The organism is Allobosea sp. (assembly GCF_036675845.1).
Taxonomy (GTDB): domain Bacteria; phylum Pseudomonadota; class Alphaproteobacteria; order Rhizobiales; family Beijerinckiaceae; genus Allobosea.
On sequence record NZ_JAKFED010000193.1, the window covers coordinates 1 to 14,522 of the forward strand.

General features: G+C 68.8%; 16 protein-coding genes. 6 read left to right on the top strand and 10 right to left on the bottom strand.

Annotated elements, in window-relative coordinates:
• Positions 1-173: hypothetical protein (locus V6M56_RS22660; RefSeq protein ID WP_442881204.1), on the bottom strand; the 173-nt coding region annotated here is incomplete at its 3' end.
• 716 nt (positions 174-889) lie between these two features.
• Between V6M56_RS22660 and V6M56_RS20465 the strand changes: the two genes are divergently transcribed.
• Positions 890-1,624: an NIPSNAP family protein gene (locus tag V6M56_RS20465; RefSeq protein ID WP_332686449.1), complete on the top strand. Its 735-nt coding sequence runs from the start codon at positions 890-892 to the stop codon at positions 1,622-1,624.
• Positions 1,625-1,719: 95 nt separating this feature from the next.
• Positions 1,720-2,130: an NADH:ubiquinone oxidoreductase subunit NDUFA12 gene (locus V6M56_RS20470; protein ID WP_332686451.1), complete on the top strand. Its 411-nt coding sequence runs from the start codon at positions 1,720-1,722 to the stop codon at positions 2,128-2,130.
• Positions 2,131-2,279: 149 nt separating this feature from the next.
• Here the strand turns inward: V6M56_RS20470 and V6M56_RS20475 are convergent, their stop codons facing one another.
• Positions 2,280-3,623, bottom strand: coding sequence for an Nramp family divalent metal transporter (locus tag V6M56_RS20475; protein WP_332686453.1), 1,344 nt, complete (start codon positions 3,621-3,623; stop codon positions 2,280-2,282).
• Between the two features lie 186 nt (positions 3,624-3,809).
• Between V6M56_RS20475 and V6M56_RS20480 the strand changes: the two genes are divergently transcribed.
• Positions 3,810-4,421, top strand: coding sequence for a DUF2155 domain-containing protein (locus V6M56_RS20480; RefSeq protein WP_332686455.1), 612 nt, complete (start codon positions 3,810-3,812; stop codon positions 4,419-4,421).
• Between the two features lie 18 nt (positions 4,422-4,439).
• On the opposite strand, the gene V6M56_RS20485 is transcribed toward V6M56_RS20480, so the two are convergent.
• The 7 genes from V6M56_RS20485 to V6M56_RS20515 form a co-directional block, all read right to left on the bottom strand.
• On the bottom strand, positions 4,440-5,123 hold the full coding sequence (locus V6M56_RS20485; protein WP_332686457.1) for a class I SAM-dependent methyltransferase: 684 nt from the start codon (positions 5,121-5,123) through the stop codon (positions 4,440-4,442).
• 138 nt (positions 5,124-5,261) lie between these two features.
• Positions 5,262-5,726 (bottom strand): Rrf2 family transcriptional regulator, encoded by a 465-nt coding sequence (locus tag V6M56_RS20490; RefSeq protein ID WP_332686459.1) that lies wholly within the window; start codon positions 5,724-5,726, stop codon positions 5,262-5,264.
• A gap of 96 nt (positions 5,727-5,822) precedes the next feature.
• Complete coding sequence (gene aat / locus V6M56_RS20495) at positions 5,823-6,500, bottom strand: leucyl/phenylalanyl-tRNA--protein transferase (protein ID WP_332686461.1); 678 nt, start codon at positions 6,498-6,500, stop codon at positions 5,823-5,825.
• Between the two features lie 153 nt (positions 6,501-6,653).
• The gene (gene accC, locus V6M56_RS20500; RefSeq protein WP_332686463.1) at positions 6,654-8,018 is read right to left on the bottom strand and encodes an acetyl-CoA carboxylase biotin carboxylase subunit; all 1,365 of its coding nucleotides are present in this window, start codon (positions 8,016-8,018) and stop codon (positions 6,654-6,656) included.
• 29 nt (positions 8,019-8,047) lie between these two features.
• Complete coding sequence (gene accB / locus V6M56_RS20505) at positions 8,048-8,509, bottom strand: acetyl-CoA carboxylase biotin carboxyl carrier protein (RefSeq protein ID WP_332686465.1); 462 nt, start codon at positions 8,507-8,509, stop codon at positions 8,048-8,050.
• 255 nt (positions 8,510-8,764) lie between these two features.
• On the bottom strand, positions 8,765-9,553 hold the full coding sequence (locus V6M56_RS20510) for a DsbA family protein (protein ID WP_332686467.1): 789 nt from the start codon (positions 9,551-9,553) through the stop codon (positions 8,765-8,767).
• Positions 9,554-9,590: 37 nt separating this feature from the next.
• Positions 9,591-10,931: a M48 family metalloprotease gene (locus tag V6M56_RS20515; protein WP_332686469.1), complete on the bottom strand. Its 1,341-nt coding sequence runs from the start codon at positions 10,929-10,931 to the stop codon at positions 9,591-9,593.
• Positions 10,932-11,214: 283 nt separating this feature from the next.
• Here V6M56_RS20515 and V6M56_RS20520 point away from each other — a divergent pair, with 283 nt between their 5' ends.
• Positions 11,215-11,502: a YARHG domain-containing protein gene (locus V6M56_RS20520; protein ID WP_332686470.1), complete on the top strand. Its 288-nt coding sequence runs from the start codon at positions 11,215-11,217 to the stop codon at positions 11,500-11,502.
• A 126-nt stretch (positions 11,503-11,628) separates the two neighbouring features.
• A complete protein-coding gene (locus V6M56_RS20525; protein WP_332686472.1) occupies positions 11,629-13,137 on the top strand; it encodes an ATP-binding protein in 1,509 nt (502 codons plus the stop codon).
• Positions 13,138-13,263: 126 nt separating this feature from the next.
• On the opposite strand, the gene V6M56_RS20530 is transcribed toward V6M56_RS20525, so the two are convergent.
• Entirely contained in the window at positions 13,264-13,839 is a 576-nt protein-coding gene (locus tag V6M56_RS20530; RefSeq protein WP_332686474.1) for a TIGR00645 family protein, read from the bottom strand.
• 234 nt (positions 13,840-14,073) lie between these two features.
• On the opposite strand from V6M56_RS20530, the gene V6M56_RS20535 reads away from it, so the two are divergent.
• A complete protein-coding gene (locus V6M56_RS20535) occupies positions 14,074-14,511 on the top strand; it encodes a BA14K family protein (protein ID WP_332686476.1) in 438 nt (145 codons plus the stop codon).
• The last annotated feature ends 11 nt before the right edge of the window (positions 14,512-14,522 follow it).

Genomic DNA, 14,522 nt, shown 5'->3' on the forward strand with positions numbered 1-14,522 from the left:
TTCTGCGCGAGCACGTCGCTCGCCACCTGCGACCAGGAATCGGGCACCTCGATGCCCTCGAGCCGGAACACGATCGAGCCGTCGGGATTGCGGATCTCGCTGACGGCCGAACGGAACGGAATCGTCGTATAGGGCGACTGGCCGGCGGCGGTATGGCGGCGCTCGATGCGCATATGCTTCGTCCCCAATGCTTGCCGCGGGCTAGGGAAGCCTCGCGCGGCCGGTTGCTCACCGGCTCCTGATGTCAGCCCAACTCGGTTTGATGCCCCTGGATCCCGCGGCGGTGTGCTCCCGCCGTCGAAACTCCGGTTGCGGCCATCCGGGCCGCAAATCGCCGTTCGCCGTCGCCATAGCTGGCGCGCCGCGGTGATCGCTTCGACCCGTCTGGGAACTCATTCGCGGGGATCGAAGGCGTCTCCGCCAGCCGTCACGCGACGGTCAAAATTTAGTCCCGAACGGGCCGCCGCGTCAAGGATTAGTGCACCACAAAGAGTGTGGATACGACATGTGGTAGGTAGATGTGAGTTATGGGGATAAGTTTCAAGGCGCCCGCTAAGCCATGGGAATCGCATGGGGAATCGCGCCGCCGGCGAGCATGCCTGTGCTGGGGCTGGGACGGAACCGCTAAAATCCGCCGGATCATGGTTGTCGAAAGGTTAATTTCGTGGCGGCAGCGCCACGACCGGAAGCACTGTCTGCGGCCAGTTCCGCAAGTGCTTGAATCCGCGTGCGCTTGGCGCTTCCAGGGCGGACGGGCGCCTCAGGCGCCGCGCCTTCGAATCATGGCCGAATCGTGTTGCCGTCCTCCAGCAGCGGCAGGCTGCTGACGAATTCGGTCGTCCGCCGGTCCTAACCGAGCAGGCGACGCAACCTCCGGATCCCGCAAGCCATGACCGACGCCCCTCGCGACGACGATGCTGTCTTCGAACTCCGCCGCTACACCCTCAAGCCGGGAATGCGCGAGACGCTGATCTCCGTCTTCGACACCCACCTCGTCGAGACCCAGGAAGCGGCCGGGATGAGCGTCGCCTGCCAGTTCCGCGATCTCGCCGCACCCGACCAGTTCGTCTGGTTCCGCGGCTTCGCCGATCATGAGCGCCGCAACCGCGCGCTGCCCGCCTTCTATGGCGGACCGGTCTGGGCGGAGCACGGCCCGGCTGCGAACGAGAACATGCTCGCCTGGGACGACGTGCTGCTGCTGAAGCCGGCGCGGCCGGAAGCCGGCTTCGGCGCGGGCAGGTCAAAGCGCCCGCCGGCCGGGACGCCCGATCCGGGCACGGGCGCGGGCACGGTCTTCCTGCTGACCCTTCACCATCTGCAGCCGGACACGCCAGACGAGCATGCGGCCTCGCTCGCCGCTGCGGTGGCGGAGGCGGCCCGCGTCGCCGGCGGCGACGTGCTCGCCAGCCTCGTCACGGATCGCAGCGAGAACGGCTTTCCGCGCCTGCCGGTGCGCGAGGGCGAATGCGTCGCGGTCACGCTGGTGCGCCCGCGCGACACCGACGACCAGGCGGCGCTCGAAGCGGCGCTCCGCGCTTTCCCCGCAGCGCTTGCGGCGACGCAGGCCGGGCGCGCGCCTGAACTCGTGCGGCTCGTGCCGACCGCGCGCTCGCTGCTGCGCTGAACAGGATGTCGGATGCGTGCCAAGCGGCCGCACTGGACAGCCCGGCCCGGCGCCGCCATAAGTCGCGCGAGCCCGAACGCCCCCGGACCTGAGCGATGAAACAGACCCTGCTTCAGATCTTTACCTGGTGGAACGGCCAGACCATCGGCACGCGTTTCCACACCTGGCGCTTCGGCGAGCGTGTCGGCGCGGACGAGTTCGGCAACGTCTATTATCGCACCAAGGGCGGCGCCAAGGACAAGGCGCTCGGCATCCAGCGCCGTTGGGTCGTCTATAACGGCCCGGCCGAGGCCTCGATGATTCCGCCCGGCTGGAACGGCTGGCTGCACCACACCGTCGACGTCGCGCCCTCCGAGGAGAAATACGCGGCTCGCGAGTGGGAGCAGCCGCACCAGCCCAACCACACCGGCACCGCCCTCGCCTATCGCCCGGCCGGCTCGACCCTGGCCGAGAACGAGCGCCCGCCGGCAACCGGCGACTACGAGGCCTGGACGCCGGGGCGCTGACGCTACCGTCCTGCTCGCCCTTGTGGCGAGCATCCACGTCTTGAACACCGCCTTCGGCCAGTGAAGACGTGGATGGTCGACGCAAGGCCGACCATCGCGGAAGGCCGGCCATACGGAAGGCACCGTGTCTTCGGATTCCCGGCTCGGCGTCATGCCCCGCTGGCAAAATCGACCAGCAGCTTGACGTTCAGCGCCGCGATCACGACCGCGATCAGCAAGGCGAAGGCGATCAGCCAGCGCGGCGCGACGAGCTCGCCCATCTTCGCCTTGCTGGCGGTGAACATCACCAGCGGGAAGACGGCGAAGGAGAGCTGCAGGCTGAGCACCACCTGGGTCAGGATCAGGAGGCGCGCCGTGCCGCTGTCGCCATACCAGATCGTCACCGCCGCCGCCGGGATGATGGCGATGCCGCGGGTGATCAGCCGGCGCAGCCAGGGCGGCAGCTTGATCTTCAGGAAACCCTCCATCACGATCTGGCCCGCGAGCGTCGCGGTCACCGTCGAGTTGATGCCGCAGCAGAGCAGCGCGATGCCGAACAGGGTCGGGGCGATCGCCAGCCCGAGCAGCGGGCCGAGCAGCTTGTGGGCGTCGCCGAGCTCGGCGACCCCGGTCTGGCCGGTCTTGTGGAAGGTCGCCGCCGCCAGGATCAGGATCGAGGCGTTGATCGTCAGCGCGAACATCAGCGCCACCGTCGAATCGATGGTGGCGTATTTCAGCGCCTGGCGCTTCTCCGGCAGGCTCTCGCCATAGGCCCGCGTCTGCACGATGCCCGAGTGCAGATAGAGGTTATGCGGCATCACCGTCGCGCCGAGGATGCCGAGCGCGAGATAGAGCATCTCCGGGTTGCGGACGATCTCCGTGGTCGGCGCGAAGCCGCGGACGACCTGGCCCCAATCCGGGTCGGCGAGCGCGATCTGGATCGCAAAGCAGATGGCGATGACGCCGAGCAGCGTGATCACCAGCGCCTCGACCCAGCGGAAGCCGAGCTTCTGCAGATAGAGGATCAGGAAGACGTCGAGCGCCGTGATGATGACGCCGAGCTCGAGCGGGATGCCGAAGATCAGGTTGAGGCCGATCGCCGTGCCGATCACCTCGGCGATGTCGGTGGCGATGATCGCGATCTCGGCCAGGAACCACAGGCCATAGGCGACCGGCTTCGGGAAGGCGTCGCGGCAGGCCTGGGCCAGGTCGCGCCCCGAAGCGATGGCGAGGCGCGCGCACAGCGATTGCAGCACGATCGCCATGATGTTGGAGACGAGCGCGACGACGAGCAGCGTGTAGCCGAACTTCGAGCCGCCGGCGAGCGAGGTCGCCCAGTTGCCGGGGTCCATATAGCCGACGGCGACGAGATAGCCCGGGCCGACGAACGCCGCGGCCCGCCGCCAGCCGGGACCCGTCGGACGGACGGCGATCGAGCGGTGGACATCGGAGAGGGAGGCCTCGCCCCGCTCGCCGCGCCAGCCGGGCAGCGGCCTGCCGACACGCGCGTCCATCACGCCCCCCATCTGCAATTGCGATCTATTCGCAAGATATTCAGTTGCGAATAGATCGCAAGAGCATTTTTGTGTCGGGACCGGTCTCGGGCGGCCTCGGCGGCTTCCGCCCTTTTTCCGCTGCGATTGCCGTGCTACTCCGCGCCGTCGCGGCCGCGCCGCGCTGTAAGAGAATCGCTAAGCCGCATGCCCTCGCTTCGCAGAGTCCTCGCTTTTGCCGCCCTGTCCGGCGCCGTGCTCGCGCTGGCCGCGCCTGCCAGGGCCGACCGTGTCCGCAACCCGATCGCGGTCTTCGCCGGGCTCGACAAGATCACCGGGCGGATCATCTCCTTCGAGGTCGCGATCGACGAGACCGTGCAGTTCGGCGCGCTGCAACTGACGCCGCGCGTCTGCTGGACCCGGCCGCCGACCGAGGCGCCGCAGACGACGACCTTCACCGAGGTCGACGAGGTCACCTTCAACAACGAATACCGGCGGATCTTCACCGGCTGGATGTATGCGGCGAGCCCCGGCCTGCACGGCGTCGAGCACGCGATCTACGATGTCTGGCTGACCGACTGCAAAGGCGGCACCGAGCTGGTGGTCGACCCGAAGGAGCCTGAGGCCGCCCCGCCGCCGAACGCCGAGCAGAAGCGCGAGCGGCCGGTGCGCCCGGCGCGCGAGACGCCGCCCGGCGGCAACCAGCGCATCGACGTCGCCCCGCCGCAGGGCGTGCCGGTGCAGCCGCGCGCCCCGACGCAGCGCTTCTTCCCGACCAACCCGGTCCCCGGCGGCCGCGACCCGGCCGGCAGCAACTGAGCCGCGACGACGGAGCGGTCAGGCATAGGCGACCCAGCCCCGGAAACTGAACCCGGTATAGAACAGGCTGACCTCCGAAAACCCGGCAGCGCGCAGGATCGCTTCGTCCTGTTCGGGGCTGAGCAGGTCGAGATGCGCCTCGACCGCCGCGCGGGCGTTCTCCGCCTTGGCCGGATCGGCCCCGGCGGCGCTGGCGAAGGCAGCATAACGCGACAGCCAGAGCCCGCGTTCGCTTTCGCTCTGCGGAAAGCTGGCATGAGCGGCGACGAAGGGCGCGCCTGGCCTGAGACGCCGCCGAATCTCGCTCGCCGTGCGCTGCCGCTCCTCGGGCGCCAGGAAGTGCAAGGTCAACAGACATGTCGCCGCATCGAACGGCCCTTCCGGCGCGTCCTCGATATAGCCCTTGTGAAGCCGCACCCGCGCGCCGAGCGGCCCGAGCGTCTGCCCGGCCAGCTTCAGCATTTCGGCGGCCGGATCGACGCCATCGAACGCCCAGCCCCGGTACGCTTGCGCCAGGGCCTTCAGTTCGAGCCCGCCGCCGGCCCCCAGCACGAGCACCCGGGCATCTGCCGGAGCGCGCTCCGCCAACAGGATGCCGGTCATCCGATGCAGATCGTAAAAGCCGGGCACGAAGCGTGGCGGCCCCTCGGCATAGCGGGCGACCGCATCGGGATCGGAGAATGGAGCCAAAAGTTCGCTCACGACGCGCGCCTCCTTCGTTGCTGGCCGGAATTGGACGGGGCGGTCAGGCGCGCCGGGACGACACGCCATGTCAGGCGCGCGGCCCGGCCGGCCATGGCCCGGTGACAAACCGGCGCCGCAGCGCCGCGACAGCCGTCGTCAGGAGGCATGGGCCGACTCCAGGTCATGATGACCGCCGCGGGCAACCAGGCCCTCATGGAAGCCGGCGCTCAACATGGCGAGCGTGACTTGGCCAAGGCGCGCCAGCAGCAGCGCTTCCGCATCCTCGAAGGCCTGATCGAGCGCGGCATTCACCGCCTGCTCGACGAGGCATCCGGGCGCCTCCGTCCGATTGCCGACGGCAAACAGGGAAGGGCTGCCGAGCGCGGCGTAGATGTCGCGCAAGGTCACTTTCGAAAGATCGCAGGCCAGCGTCCAGCCGCCGCCATGCCCCTTCTCCGAGCGGACATAGCCTTGGTCACGCAGGCCGGCCATGATCCGCCGGATCACCACCGGATTGGTCGCCATCGCTCTGGCGAGGATATCGGAGGTGACAGGACCATCCTGCTCCGCCATGTGCAAAAGGACGTGCAGTACCCCTGACAATCGACTGTCGCGTTTCATGCAACTTCATATGTTGCGTGAAACCGCCAACGTCAAGCCCCTCCCGCGTCGCGCTTCGCTGCCGCTTATGACTGCCGCATCGCCTGCGACGCGGAGCTAGCCGCCCAGTTCCGCCAGCGCCTCGTCTCCGCCGACGGCCTGGCCCGCCGGCCAGCTCCACCACTGCGCCTCGCTGGCGATGGCCGGCTCCAGCAGCGCCCGATAGGCCTCGCGCGGCAGTTCGCGCGTGCCGAACTGGGCGAGATGCGCCGTCTGGAACTGCGCATCGAGCAGCCGGTAGCCGCCGCGCCTGAGCCGCGCCACGAGATGCACCAACGCCACCTTGGAGGCGTCGGTCTCGCGATGGAACATGCTCTCGCCGAAGAAGGCGCCGCCCAGCGCCAGCCCGTAGAGCCCGCCGACGAGTCGGTCCTCGCGCCAGCACTCGACGGTATGGGCATAGCCCAGCGCGAAGAGCTCGCCATACAGCGCCCGGATGCGGCGGTTGATCCAGGTCTCCTCGCGGTCCGGCCGGCTTTCGGCGCAAGCGGCGATCACCGGCTCGAAGGCGTGGTCGACACGGATCTCGAAGCGGTCGGAGCGGACGGTGCGCCTGAGCCGCCCCGGCAGATGGAAGGCATCGAGCGGGATGATGCCGCGAAGCTCCGGCTCGACCCAGAACAGGCCGGGATCGTCGGCGCTCTCGGCCATCGGGAACACGCCGGCGGCATAGGCGCGCAGCAGGATCTCGGGCGTGATCGCCGGCGCGCGCACGGGGGTGGAACGGGCCTTCATGGGCTGATGGGAGCGCGGGTGCGGGAGCGTGTCAAACGGTAGCCGTCATTCTCGGGCGAAGCGAAGCGCCGACCCGAGAATCTCTTGCAGGATGAAGCGCCCTTCCGGCCTGAGATGCTCGGGTCAAGCCCGAGCATGACGGTGTGGGGCCGCTCACCCCTCTGCCGGCGGCTCCATGCCGCCATTGGCCAGGAATTTCTCCAGCCAGTGGATGTTGTAGTCGCCGTTCAGGATGTCGTGATTGCGCACCAGCGTGCGGAACAGCGGCAGGGTGGTGTCGACCCCGTCGACGACGAACTCGTCGAGCGAGCGGCGCAGCCGCATCAGGCATTCGGCCCGGTTGCGGCCGTGCACGATCAGCTTGCCGACCAGCGAATCATAATGCGGCGGGATGACATAGCCCTGATAGGCCGCCGAATCGACGCGCACGCCGAGCCCGCCCGGCGTGTGGAACGAGGCGATCCTGCCCGGCGAGGGCCGGAAGGTCGAGGGGTGCTCGGCATTGACGCGGCATTCGATGGCATGGCCCTCGATGACGACGTCCTCCTGCCGGATCGAGAGCGCGGCGCCGGCGGCGATGCGGATCTGCTCGTTGACCAGGTCGATGCCGGTGATCATCTCGGTCACCGGATGCTCGACCTGGATGCGCGTGTTCATCTCGATGAAATAGAACTCGCCATCCTCGTAGAGGAACTCGATCGTGCCGGCGCCGAGATAGCCGAGATCGGCCATCGCCTTGGCGCAGACATTGCCGATCCGGTCGCGCTCGCCGGCGTTGAGGGCCGGGGACGGCCCCTCCTCCCAGACTTTCTGGTGGCGGCGCTGCAGCGAGCAGTCACGCTCGCCGAGATGGATCGCCCGGCCCTGGCCGTCGCCGAGCACCTGGATCTCGATATGGCGCGGCCGCTCGAGATATTTCTCGATATAGACCGCGTCGTCGCCGAAATTGGCCTTGGCTTCGCTGCGTGCCGTGGAAAGCGCGACGGACATGTCGTCCGCATTGCGCACGACCTTCATGCCCTTCCCGCCGCCGCCGGAAGCCGCCTTGATGATGACGGGAAAACCGATCTCGCGGGCGATGCGCAGCGCCTCGTCATCGTCGGAAACCCCGCCCTCCGAGCCCGGCACGCAGGGGATGCCGAGGCGCTTTGCGGTGCGCTTGGCCTCGATCTTGTCGCCCATGCTGCGGATATGCTCCGCCTTGGGGCCGATGAAGGCGATGTTGTGCCGCTCCAGGATCTCGGCGAAGCGGGCGTTCTCGGAGAGAAAGCCATAGCCCGGATGGACCGCGTCGGCGCCGGTGATCTCGCAGGCCGCGATCAGGGCCGGGATGTTGAGATAGCTCTCGCGCGCCGGCGGCGGGCCGATGCAGACGCTCTCGTCGGCGAGGCGCACATGCATGGCGTTGGCATCGGCGGTCGAATGCACGGCGACGGTGGCGATGCCGAGCTCCTTGGCGGCGCGCAGCACCCGCAGGGCGATCTCGCCGCGATTGGCGATCAGGATCTTGTCGAACATCTTCAGCCCGCTCCCGCCCGGATGGATCCTCACTCGATCACCAGCAGGGGTTCGCCGTATTCGACCGGCTGGCCGTCCTCGATGAAGATAGCCATGACCTTGCCGGCGCGCGGCGCGACGATGTCGTTGAAGGTCTTCATCGCCTCGACGAGCAGCACGCGCTCGCCCGCCTTCACCTCCTGGCCGATCTCGATGAAGGGCTTGGCCTCGGGCGACGGCCGGCGATAGGCGGTGCCGACCATCGGCGAGTTCACCGTGCCGGGATGAGCGGCGGCGGCCTTGGCCTCGAGCGGCGCGGCGGCCACCGGCGCAGGCGCCGCGGCCAGGGCCGGCGCGGCTGCGACCGGCGCCATCACGGTCGCGGTGATGGTGCGTGCCACGCGGATGCGCAGATCGCCCTTCTGCACCTCGATCTCGGTCAGGTCCGTTTCGTTGATCAGTTGCGCCATCTCGCGCACCAGTTCCGGATCGATGGGGCTCTTGGTCGCCATGGCGGATTTCACCGTCTTCGTGATCTCGATGGGCGGGACGGCAGGTCCCGAAGGGAAAGTGCAAATGCGAAAGGACAGCGCCGGATCGACCCGGCGGTTTCGCGATGTTGGCGCGTCTTAACCGGAACGGCGGGATAGGAAAAGGGCGAAGGGGGCGTTTCGGCCGTCATTGCGAGCGAAGCGAAGCAATCCAGAGCATCGAGAGACCCTCTGGATCGCTTCGCCGCTTCACTCCTCGCGATGACGTCCGTGGCCTCAACCGCTGCAGGTCGCCTTGCCGCATTTGCGGACCGATTCGATTTTCTGCTTCAGCGCGGCAACGCCGACGGCGCCGAACACCACCTCGTCGCCGATGATGAAGGCCGGCGTGCCGGTCAGCCCGAGCCGGTCGCCGAGCGCCACCGTCTGCTCGATCGCGGCGCGGGTGGCGGGCGATTCCATCTCCTTCTTCAGGCGCTCGACATCGGCGCCGGCCTCCCTGGCGATCTCCATTGCCTTGGCGCCGTTGATGCGGCCCTTGGTGCCCATCAGCTTGAGGTGGAACTCCCAGTATTTCTGGCCCTGGAGCTGGGCCTTGGCGGCGATGGCGACCCGGCTGGCCTCGACCGAATCCGGCCCGAGGATCGGGAAGTCCTTGATCACCACCTTGAGCTTCGGATCGTCCTTGGCGAGGGTGCGGACGTCTTCCATCGCCCTTTTGCAGAAGCCGCAATTGTAATCCATGAACTCGACGATGGTGACGTCGCCCTGCGGATTGCCGGCGATGACCGAGGTCGCGGGGTCGGTCAGGCTCGCCTTCTCGGCCGAAAGCGCGTTGCGCTGCGCCTCGACCTGGGCGACCTGGTTGCGCCGCTCGAGCTCGACCAGCGCCTCCTGGATCAGTTCGGGGTTCTTCAGCAGCGTCTCGCGGACGAGCTCGATCACCGCCTTGCGCTGGTCGGGTGACAGCGCCTGGGCCTGAGCCTTTGCCGGCATGGCGCCGAGGCCGAGCGTGACCGCGGCGAGGCCGGCCAGAGCCAGGCGGCGAAGCGGGAGAAACAACATGGAGAAAGTCCTTTCGGGGCCGCGGCCGAGGGGCACGCTAGCGTTGCTTGTCGGGAGGAACATAGTCGACGATGTCGCGGGCGCGCAGTGCCGCGGGCGAGCCCTGCGGCAATTTGCCGAGCGCCCGGCTGGCCTGCGTATGCGCGACCGTCCAGTCGCCCTTGGCGAAGGCATATTGCGCCGCCGAGAGCTCGGCCATGGCGATATTGCCCCTGGCCGCATAGGCATTCGAGAGATGCTGATGGACCTCGGCCGACTCCCGCTCGCGCAGCGCCGCATTCGACAATTCGCGGATCGCCTCGTCGAGCAGCCCGCGATCGCCGGTCGAAAGCAGCGCATGGCCGAGCATCTGCCGGATCAGCCCGGCCTGCGGCGCCAGCGAAACGGCCTGGCGCAGCACCGGCACCGCCTCGCGGGCGCGGCCGGCCTCGAGCAGCGCCTGGCCCTTCAGCTCGAGGAAATAGGGATTGCGCGGCTGCTCGGCGATGAGCTCGTCCATCGCCGCCAGCGCCTGCGTCATCCGGCCCGAGCGATAGTCGCTGATGGCGCGGGCATAGCGCGCGGCATCGGAGCGATCGGCCATGCCATAGCGCCGCGCCACGCCCGATTGGCGCTCGACGAACCCCATCAGCTTGGCCCGCATCAGGTCGTGCCGCGCCTGCAGCGCCGGCGGGTCGAGCTTGTTGAAATGCGGGCTGGCCCTGGCCAGCGTCTCGAGCTGGGCGACGCGCTCGGTCGGCATCGGATGGCTGATCGTATAGGGGTCGATCGTCCGCGTCAGGAAGGCGCTGTTCTCGGCGAAACGGCCGAACACGGTGAGCATGCCCTTGGCCGACATCCCGGCGGCGCCGAGATAGCGCACCGCCGCCCGGTCGGCCGCCTGTTCCTCGGAGCGCTGATAGGCGAGCAGCGAGCGCCGCACCAGTTCCTGCGGCCCGGTGAGCGCGCCTATGGCGCCGATCCCGGCCCCGCCGATCGAGCTGCCGCCGCCGCGCGCGCCGGCGACGACCGCGCCGGCCCCGGCGAGCAGGCCGGCGATGGAAAGGATCTGCGCGCCCTGGATCTCCTGGCGCAGGCGGGCGAGATGGCCGCCGGCGAGGTGGCCGCTCTCATGGGCCAGCACGCCGATGACCTCGTTCGGCGTCGCGGCGTCGAGCAGCACGCCGATATTGACGAAGATCGACTTGCCGTCGGCGACGAAGGCGTTGAAGGCGCGGTCGTTGATCAGGATGATTCGGGTGGCGCCGGCATTGATCCCGGCGGCCTTGAAGATCGGCGCCGCATAGTCGCGCAGCAATTGCTCGATCTCGGCGTCGCGGATCAGCGCGACCGAACGCTTCTGCGCCTCGGCGGTCGCCGGCAGGGCGGCAGCCAGCACCCCGCCAAGGGCCGCGGCGACGCGACGACGCGCGCAAGGCGACAGGCTCCGGGGCGGCGATCGACGCGAGAAGAGGGGTCGGGCGGCTTTCATGACCTTCGGTTCTTGTCGTCCGGCGGTTCTTGTCGTCCAGAGCGGGGCGAGCCGTCAATTCACAGCTTTGCCAGCGCGCTTTGCCGCATGATCGTGATGCAGGCATGGCAGGAAGCCAAAAACCAAGGCGAAAGCCCTTGTCGCGCGCACAAGAGAGATCACAATGCCGCTCGAAACCGCGAGGCCCGCCATGTCGAAGCCCGTCCTGCTCGCCACAGCCACCGCCATCGGCCTCGCCTTGCCCCTGCTCTGCGCCCCGACGCCGGCCGCGGCCCAGAGCTGCGAAGCGCTCTGGTACCAGCGCAACGAGATCTACAAGGCGCAGGGCTACTGCTTCCGCACCCAGCGCGGCATCCGCGCCTTCGGCAATGCCGGCTGCCAGTATGACGACGTCAACGAAGTCCCGCTCTCGGCCCGCCAGCGCGAGCAGATCGCCTGGCTCCAGCGCGAGGAACGCGCCTATGGCTGCCCGCGCTGAGGCGCTCGCCATTTGCTGTGGATGCCGGCCCGCGGCGCGTCGTGACCGCCCTGCCCTGTGCTAGACGGGCAACGGACCCGCCCCTGAGGGCTGGCCCGGAAGGATCGAAGGCACGCATTTCCCGGCATGAAGACTGGCATCGACATGGGCTCGACGCGCAGCGGCGAGCCCGCTGAGCTCGATCTCGCCGAATTGCTGGCGACGCGGCTCCTGGTGCAGGGCAATTCCGGCTCGGGAAAATCGCATTTGCTGCGCCGCTTGCTCGAGCAGAGCGCGCCGCTGGTCCAGCAGGCGGTCATCGACCCGGAAGGCGATTTCGTCTCGCTCGCCGACCAGTTCGGCCATGTCGTGGTCGACGGCACGGCAAGCCCGGTCGAGTTGCAGAGGATCGCGCTGCGGGTGCGCCAGCACCGGGTCTCGGTGGTGCTCAATCTCGAGGAGCTCGACGCCGACGAGCAGCTGCGCGCCACCGCCGCCTTCCTCGGCGGGCTGTTCGAGGTCGATCGGTCCTGCTGGTACCCGATGCTGGTCGTCGTCGACGAGGCGCAGCTCTTCGCGCCGGTGATGGCGGGCGAGGCTTCCGACGAGGCGCGCCGGCTCTCGCTCGGCGCCATGACCAATCTGATGTGCCGCGGCCGCAAGCGCGGGCTCGCCGGGGTGATCGCGACGCAGCGCCTCGCCAAGCTCGCCAAGAACGTCGCGGCCGAGGCCTCGAACTTCCTGATGGGCCGCACTTTCCTCGACATCGACATGCAGCGCGCCGCCGACCTGCTCGGCATGGACCGGCGCCAGGCCGAGATGTTCCGCGACCTCGAGCGCGGCCAGTTCGTGGCGCTCGGCCCGGCCTTGTCGAAGCGGCCCTTGCCGATCCGCATCGGCGCGGTCGCCTCGGTCGATCGCGGCGGCGCGCCGAGCCTGCTGCCCTTGCCCGAGCAGGCGCCGGAGGACGCCAGCAAGCTGATCTTCACCGCCGGTGAGGGCGAGACCGCCCCGGCTCCCTGGCCGCGCCAGCCGCGCCCGCGCCCGGTGGTCGCCCCCGAGATCATCCGCCGGATCGAGAGCCATCAGCCGCCCGCCCCTGCGCCGGAGCCGGAGATCGAGATGGACTCGGCTGAGCGCGAGGAGGCACTCGCCACGATCCTGCGCGAACTGCTCGAGGACCCGGAATCGCGCGACCGGCCGGTCGCCGTGCTCTATCAGGACTTCACCGTGCGCTGCCGGATGCGCCGGCTCGGCGGGCCGGAGACCGGGCTCGAGGCCTTCCGCAAGCGCCTCGCCGTCGGCCGCGCCGGCGCGAGCGAGGCAGTGCAGTCCTCGGAGGCCTGGGAAAAGGCGCTGGCGGCGGCGGAGACCCTGCCGGAGGACCTGCACGGGCTCTTCCTGTTCATCGCCCGCGCCGCGATCGAGACCGCGCCCTGCCCCTCCGACGCCGAGCTCGCCGAGGCCTATGGCAGCCATTCGCCGAGCCGGGCGCGCCGGCTGATCGGCTATATCGAGGAGCGCGGGCTGCTCGTCTGCCATGTCGACTTCCGCGGCCAGCGCACGCTCGCCTTGCCGACGCTCGGCGTCGAGACCGCGCCCGGCCTGGCGGCGCCGCAGCTCAAGGGCATCCCGCCCCGCCGCGCGCGGGGCTAGTGGCCCGTCATTCTCGGGCGAAGCGGAGCGCCGACCCGAGAATCCTGTGACGAGAAGAGCTCGATTGGAGCCTCATCCGGCAAGAGATGCTCGGGCCGAGCCCGAGCATGACGAGCCTTGGCCCGCTCAATGCCCCTTGCCGGCGGGCACCGTCATCTTGTCGACCCAGGCGATGCCGATCGCCGATAGGATGAAGACGGTGTGGATCACCGTCTGCAGGATGACGCCGATCTCGGTGTAATTCGCCGTGCGCCCGGCGATGCCGATATTGCCGGCCTCGATGAAGGTGCGCAGCAGGTGGATCGACGAGATGCCGATGATCGCCATGGCGAGCTTGATCTTGAGGACCGAGGCGTTGACGTGGCTGAGCCATTCCGGCTGGTCCGGATGGTTCTGCAGCTTCAGGCGCGAGACGAAGGTCTCGTAGCCGCCGACGATCACCATGATCAGCAGGTTGGAGATCATCACCACGTCGATCAGGCCCAGCACCACCAGCATGATCTGCTGCTCGCTGAAGTCGAAGGCATGGGTGACGAGGTGCCAGAGCTCCTTGAGGAACAGGAAGACGTAGACGCACTGCGCCACGATCAGGCCGAGATAGAGCGGCACCTGCAGCCAGCGCGAGGCGAAGATGATCATCGGCAGCGGCCTGAGCGCGGCGGAGACCGGCAGCGCGCCGGCGGGTTCGACGGGATGCGACATGTCGGGTTCGGGACCTCTGGGGGGATTCGGACGCGGAGGGCGCCTTGTGCAGCGCGAAATGGTGCGTTGTTGTGTCGACTGCAAGCGAAAATGCGGCTGAACCGTCGAGAATGTTGAATTTTCGCCGCTTTTGGCGATTAGTGCATTCGGCATTGCGCCGCCGAACGAGAGTGGCGGCCGCCCGGAGGAACAGTCTGCGTTCCTCTCGCGTTGGAGAGGAAAAGGAGTTTTCCGATGATCAGGACGACCATCATCGCAGCCGCCGTCGCGGGCGCGTTCGTTCTCGCCGGCCCGGCCGGCGCCGCACCGCTGGCCCCGGCCTCCGCCGCCATCGCGACAGCGGGCAGCGAGGGCCTGGTCGAGACGGTCCAGTACCGCCGCTATGGCCCGCGCTACGGCTATCGCGGCGGCTACTACGGTCGTGGCTATCGCTATAACCGCGGCGCCGCGGTCGGCGCGGGCATCGCCGCAGGCGCCATCGGCGCCCTTGCCGCCGGCGCCCTGCTGGCGCCCGGCCCGGTCTATGCCGAGCCGGTCCCGGTCTATCGCGGCCCGGTCTACGCTTCGCCGGATGCCGACGCGATCGCCTATTGCTCGCGCCGCTTCCGCACCTACGACCCCGAGACCGGCACCTATATCGCCACCGGCGGCGTGGTTCGCGCCTGCCCGTAATCCCGGGCGCC

Excerpts from the sequence above, each read along its gene's own strand:
- V6M56_RS20520 (WP_332686470.1), top strand. The coding sequence starts at position 11,215 with ATGTCGAAGCCCGTCCTGCTCGCCACAGCCACCGCCATCGGCCTCGCC.
- V6M56_RS20490 (WP_332686459.1), bottom strand. The coding sequence starts at position 5,726 with ATGAAACGCGACAGTCGATTGTCAGGGGTACTGCACGTCCTTTTGCAC.
- accC (WP_332686463.1), bottom strand. The coding sequence starts at position 8,018 with ATGTTCGACAAGATCCTGATCGCCAATCGCGGCGAGATCGCCCTGCGG.
- V6M56_RS20480 (WP_332686455.1), top strand. The coding sequence starts at position 3,810 with ATGCCCTCGCTTCGCAGAGTCCTCGCTTTTGCCGCCCTGTCCGGCGCC.
- V6M56_RS20475 (WP_332686453.1), bottom strand. The coding sequence starts at position 3,623 with ATGGACGCGCGTGTCGGCAGGCCGCTGCCCGGCTGGCGCGGCGAGCGG.
- V6M56_RS20525 (WP_332686472.1), top strand. The coding sequence starts at position 11,629 with ATGAAGACTGGCATCGACATGGGCTCGACGCGCAGCGGCGAGCCCGCT.
- V6M56_RS20470 (WP_332686451.1), top strand. The coding sequence starts at position 1,720 with ATGAAACAGACCCTGCTTCAGATCTTTACCTGGTGGAACGGCCAGACC.
- aat (WP_332686461.1), bottom strand. The coding sequence starts at position 6,500 with ATGAAGGCCCGTTCCACCCCCGTGCGCGCGCCGGCGATCACGCCCGAG.
- V6M56_RS20530 (WP_332686474.1), bottom strand. The coding sequence starts at position 13,839 with ATGTCGCATCCCGTCGAACCCGCCGGCGCGCTGCCGGTCTCCGCCGCG.
- V6M56_RS20535 (WP_332686476.1), top strand. The coding sequence starts at position 14,074 with ATGATCAGGACGACCATCATCGCAGCCGCCGTCGCGGGCGCGTTCGTT.
- accB (WP_332686465.1), bottom strand. The coding sequence starts at position 8,509 with ATGGCGACCAAGAGCCCCATCGATCCGGAACTGGTGCGCGAGATGGCG.
- V6M56_RS20510 (WP_332686467.1), bottom strand. The coding sequence starts at position 9,553 with ATGTTGTTTCTCCCGCTTCGCCGCCTGGCTCTGGCCGGCCTCGCCGCG.
- V6M56_RS20465 (WP_332686449.1), top strand. The coding sequence starts at position 890 with ATGACCGACGCCCCTCGCGACGACGATGCTGTCTTCGAACTCCGCCGC.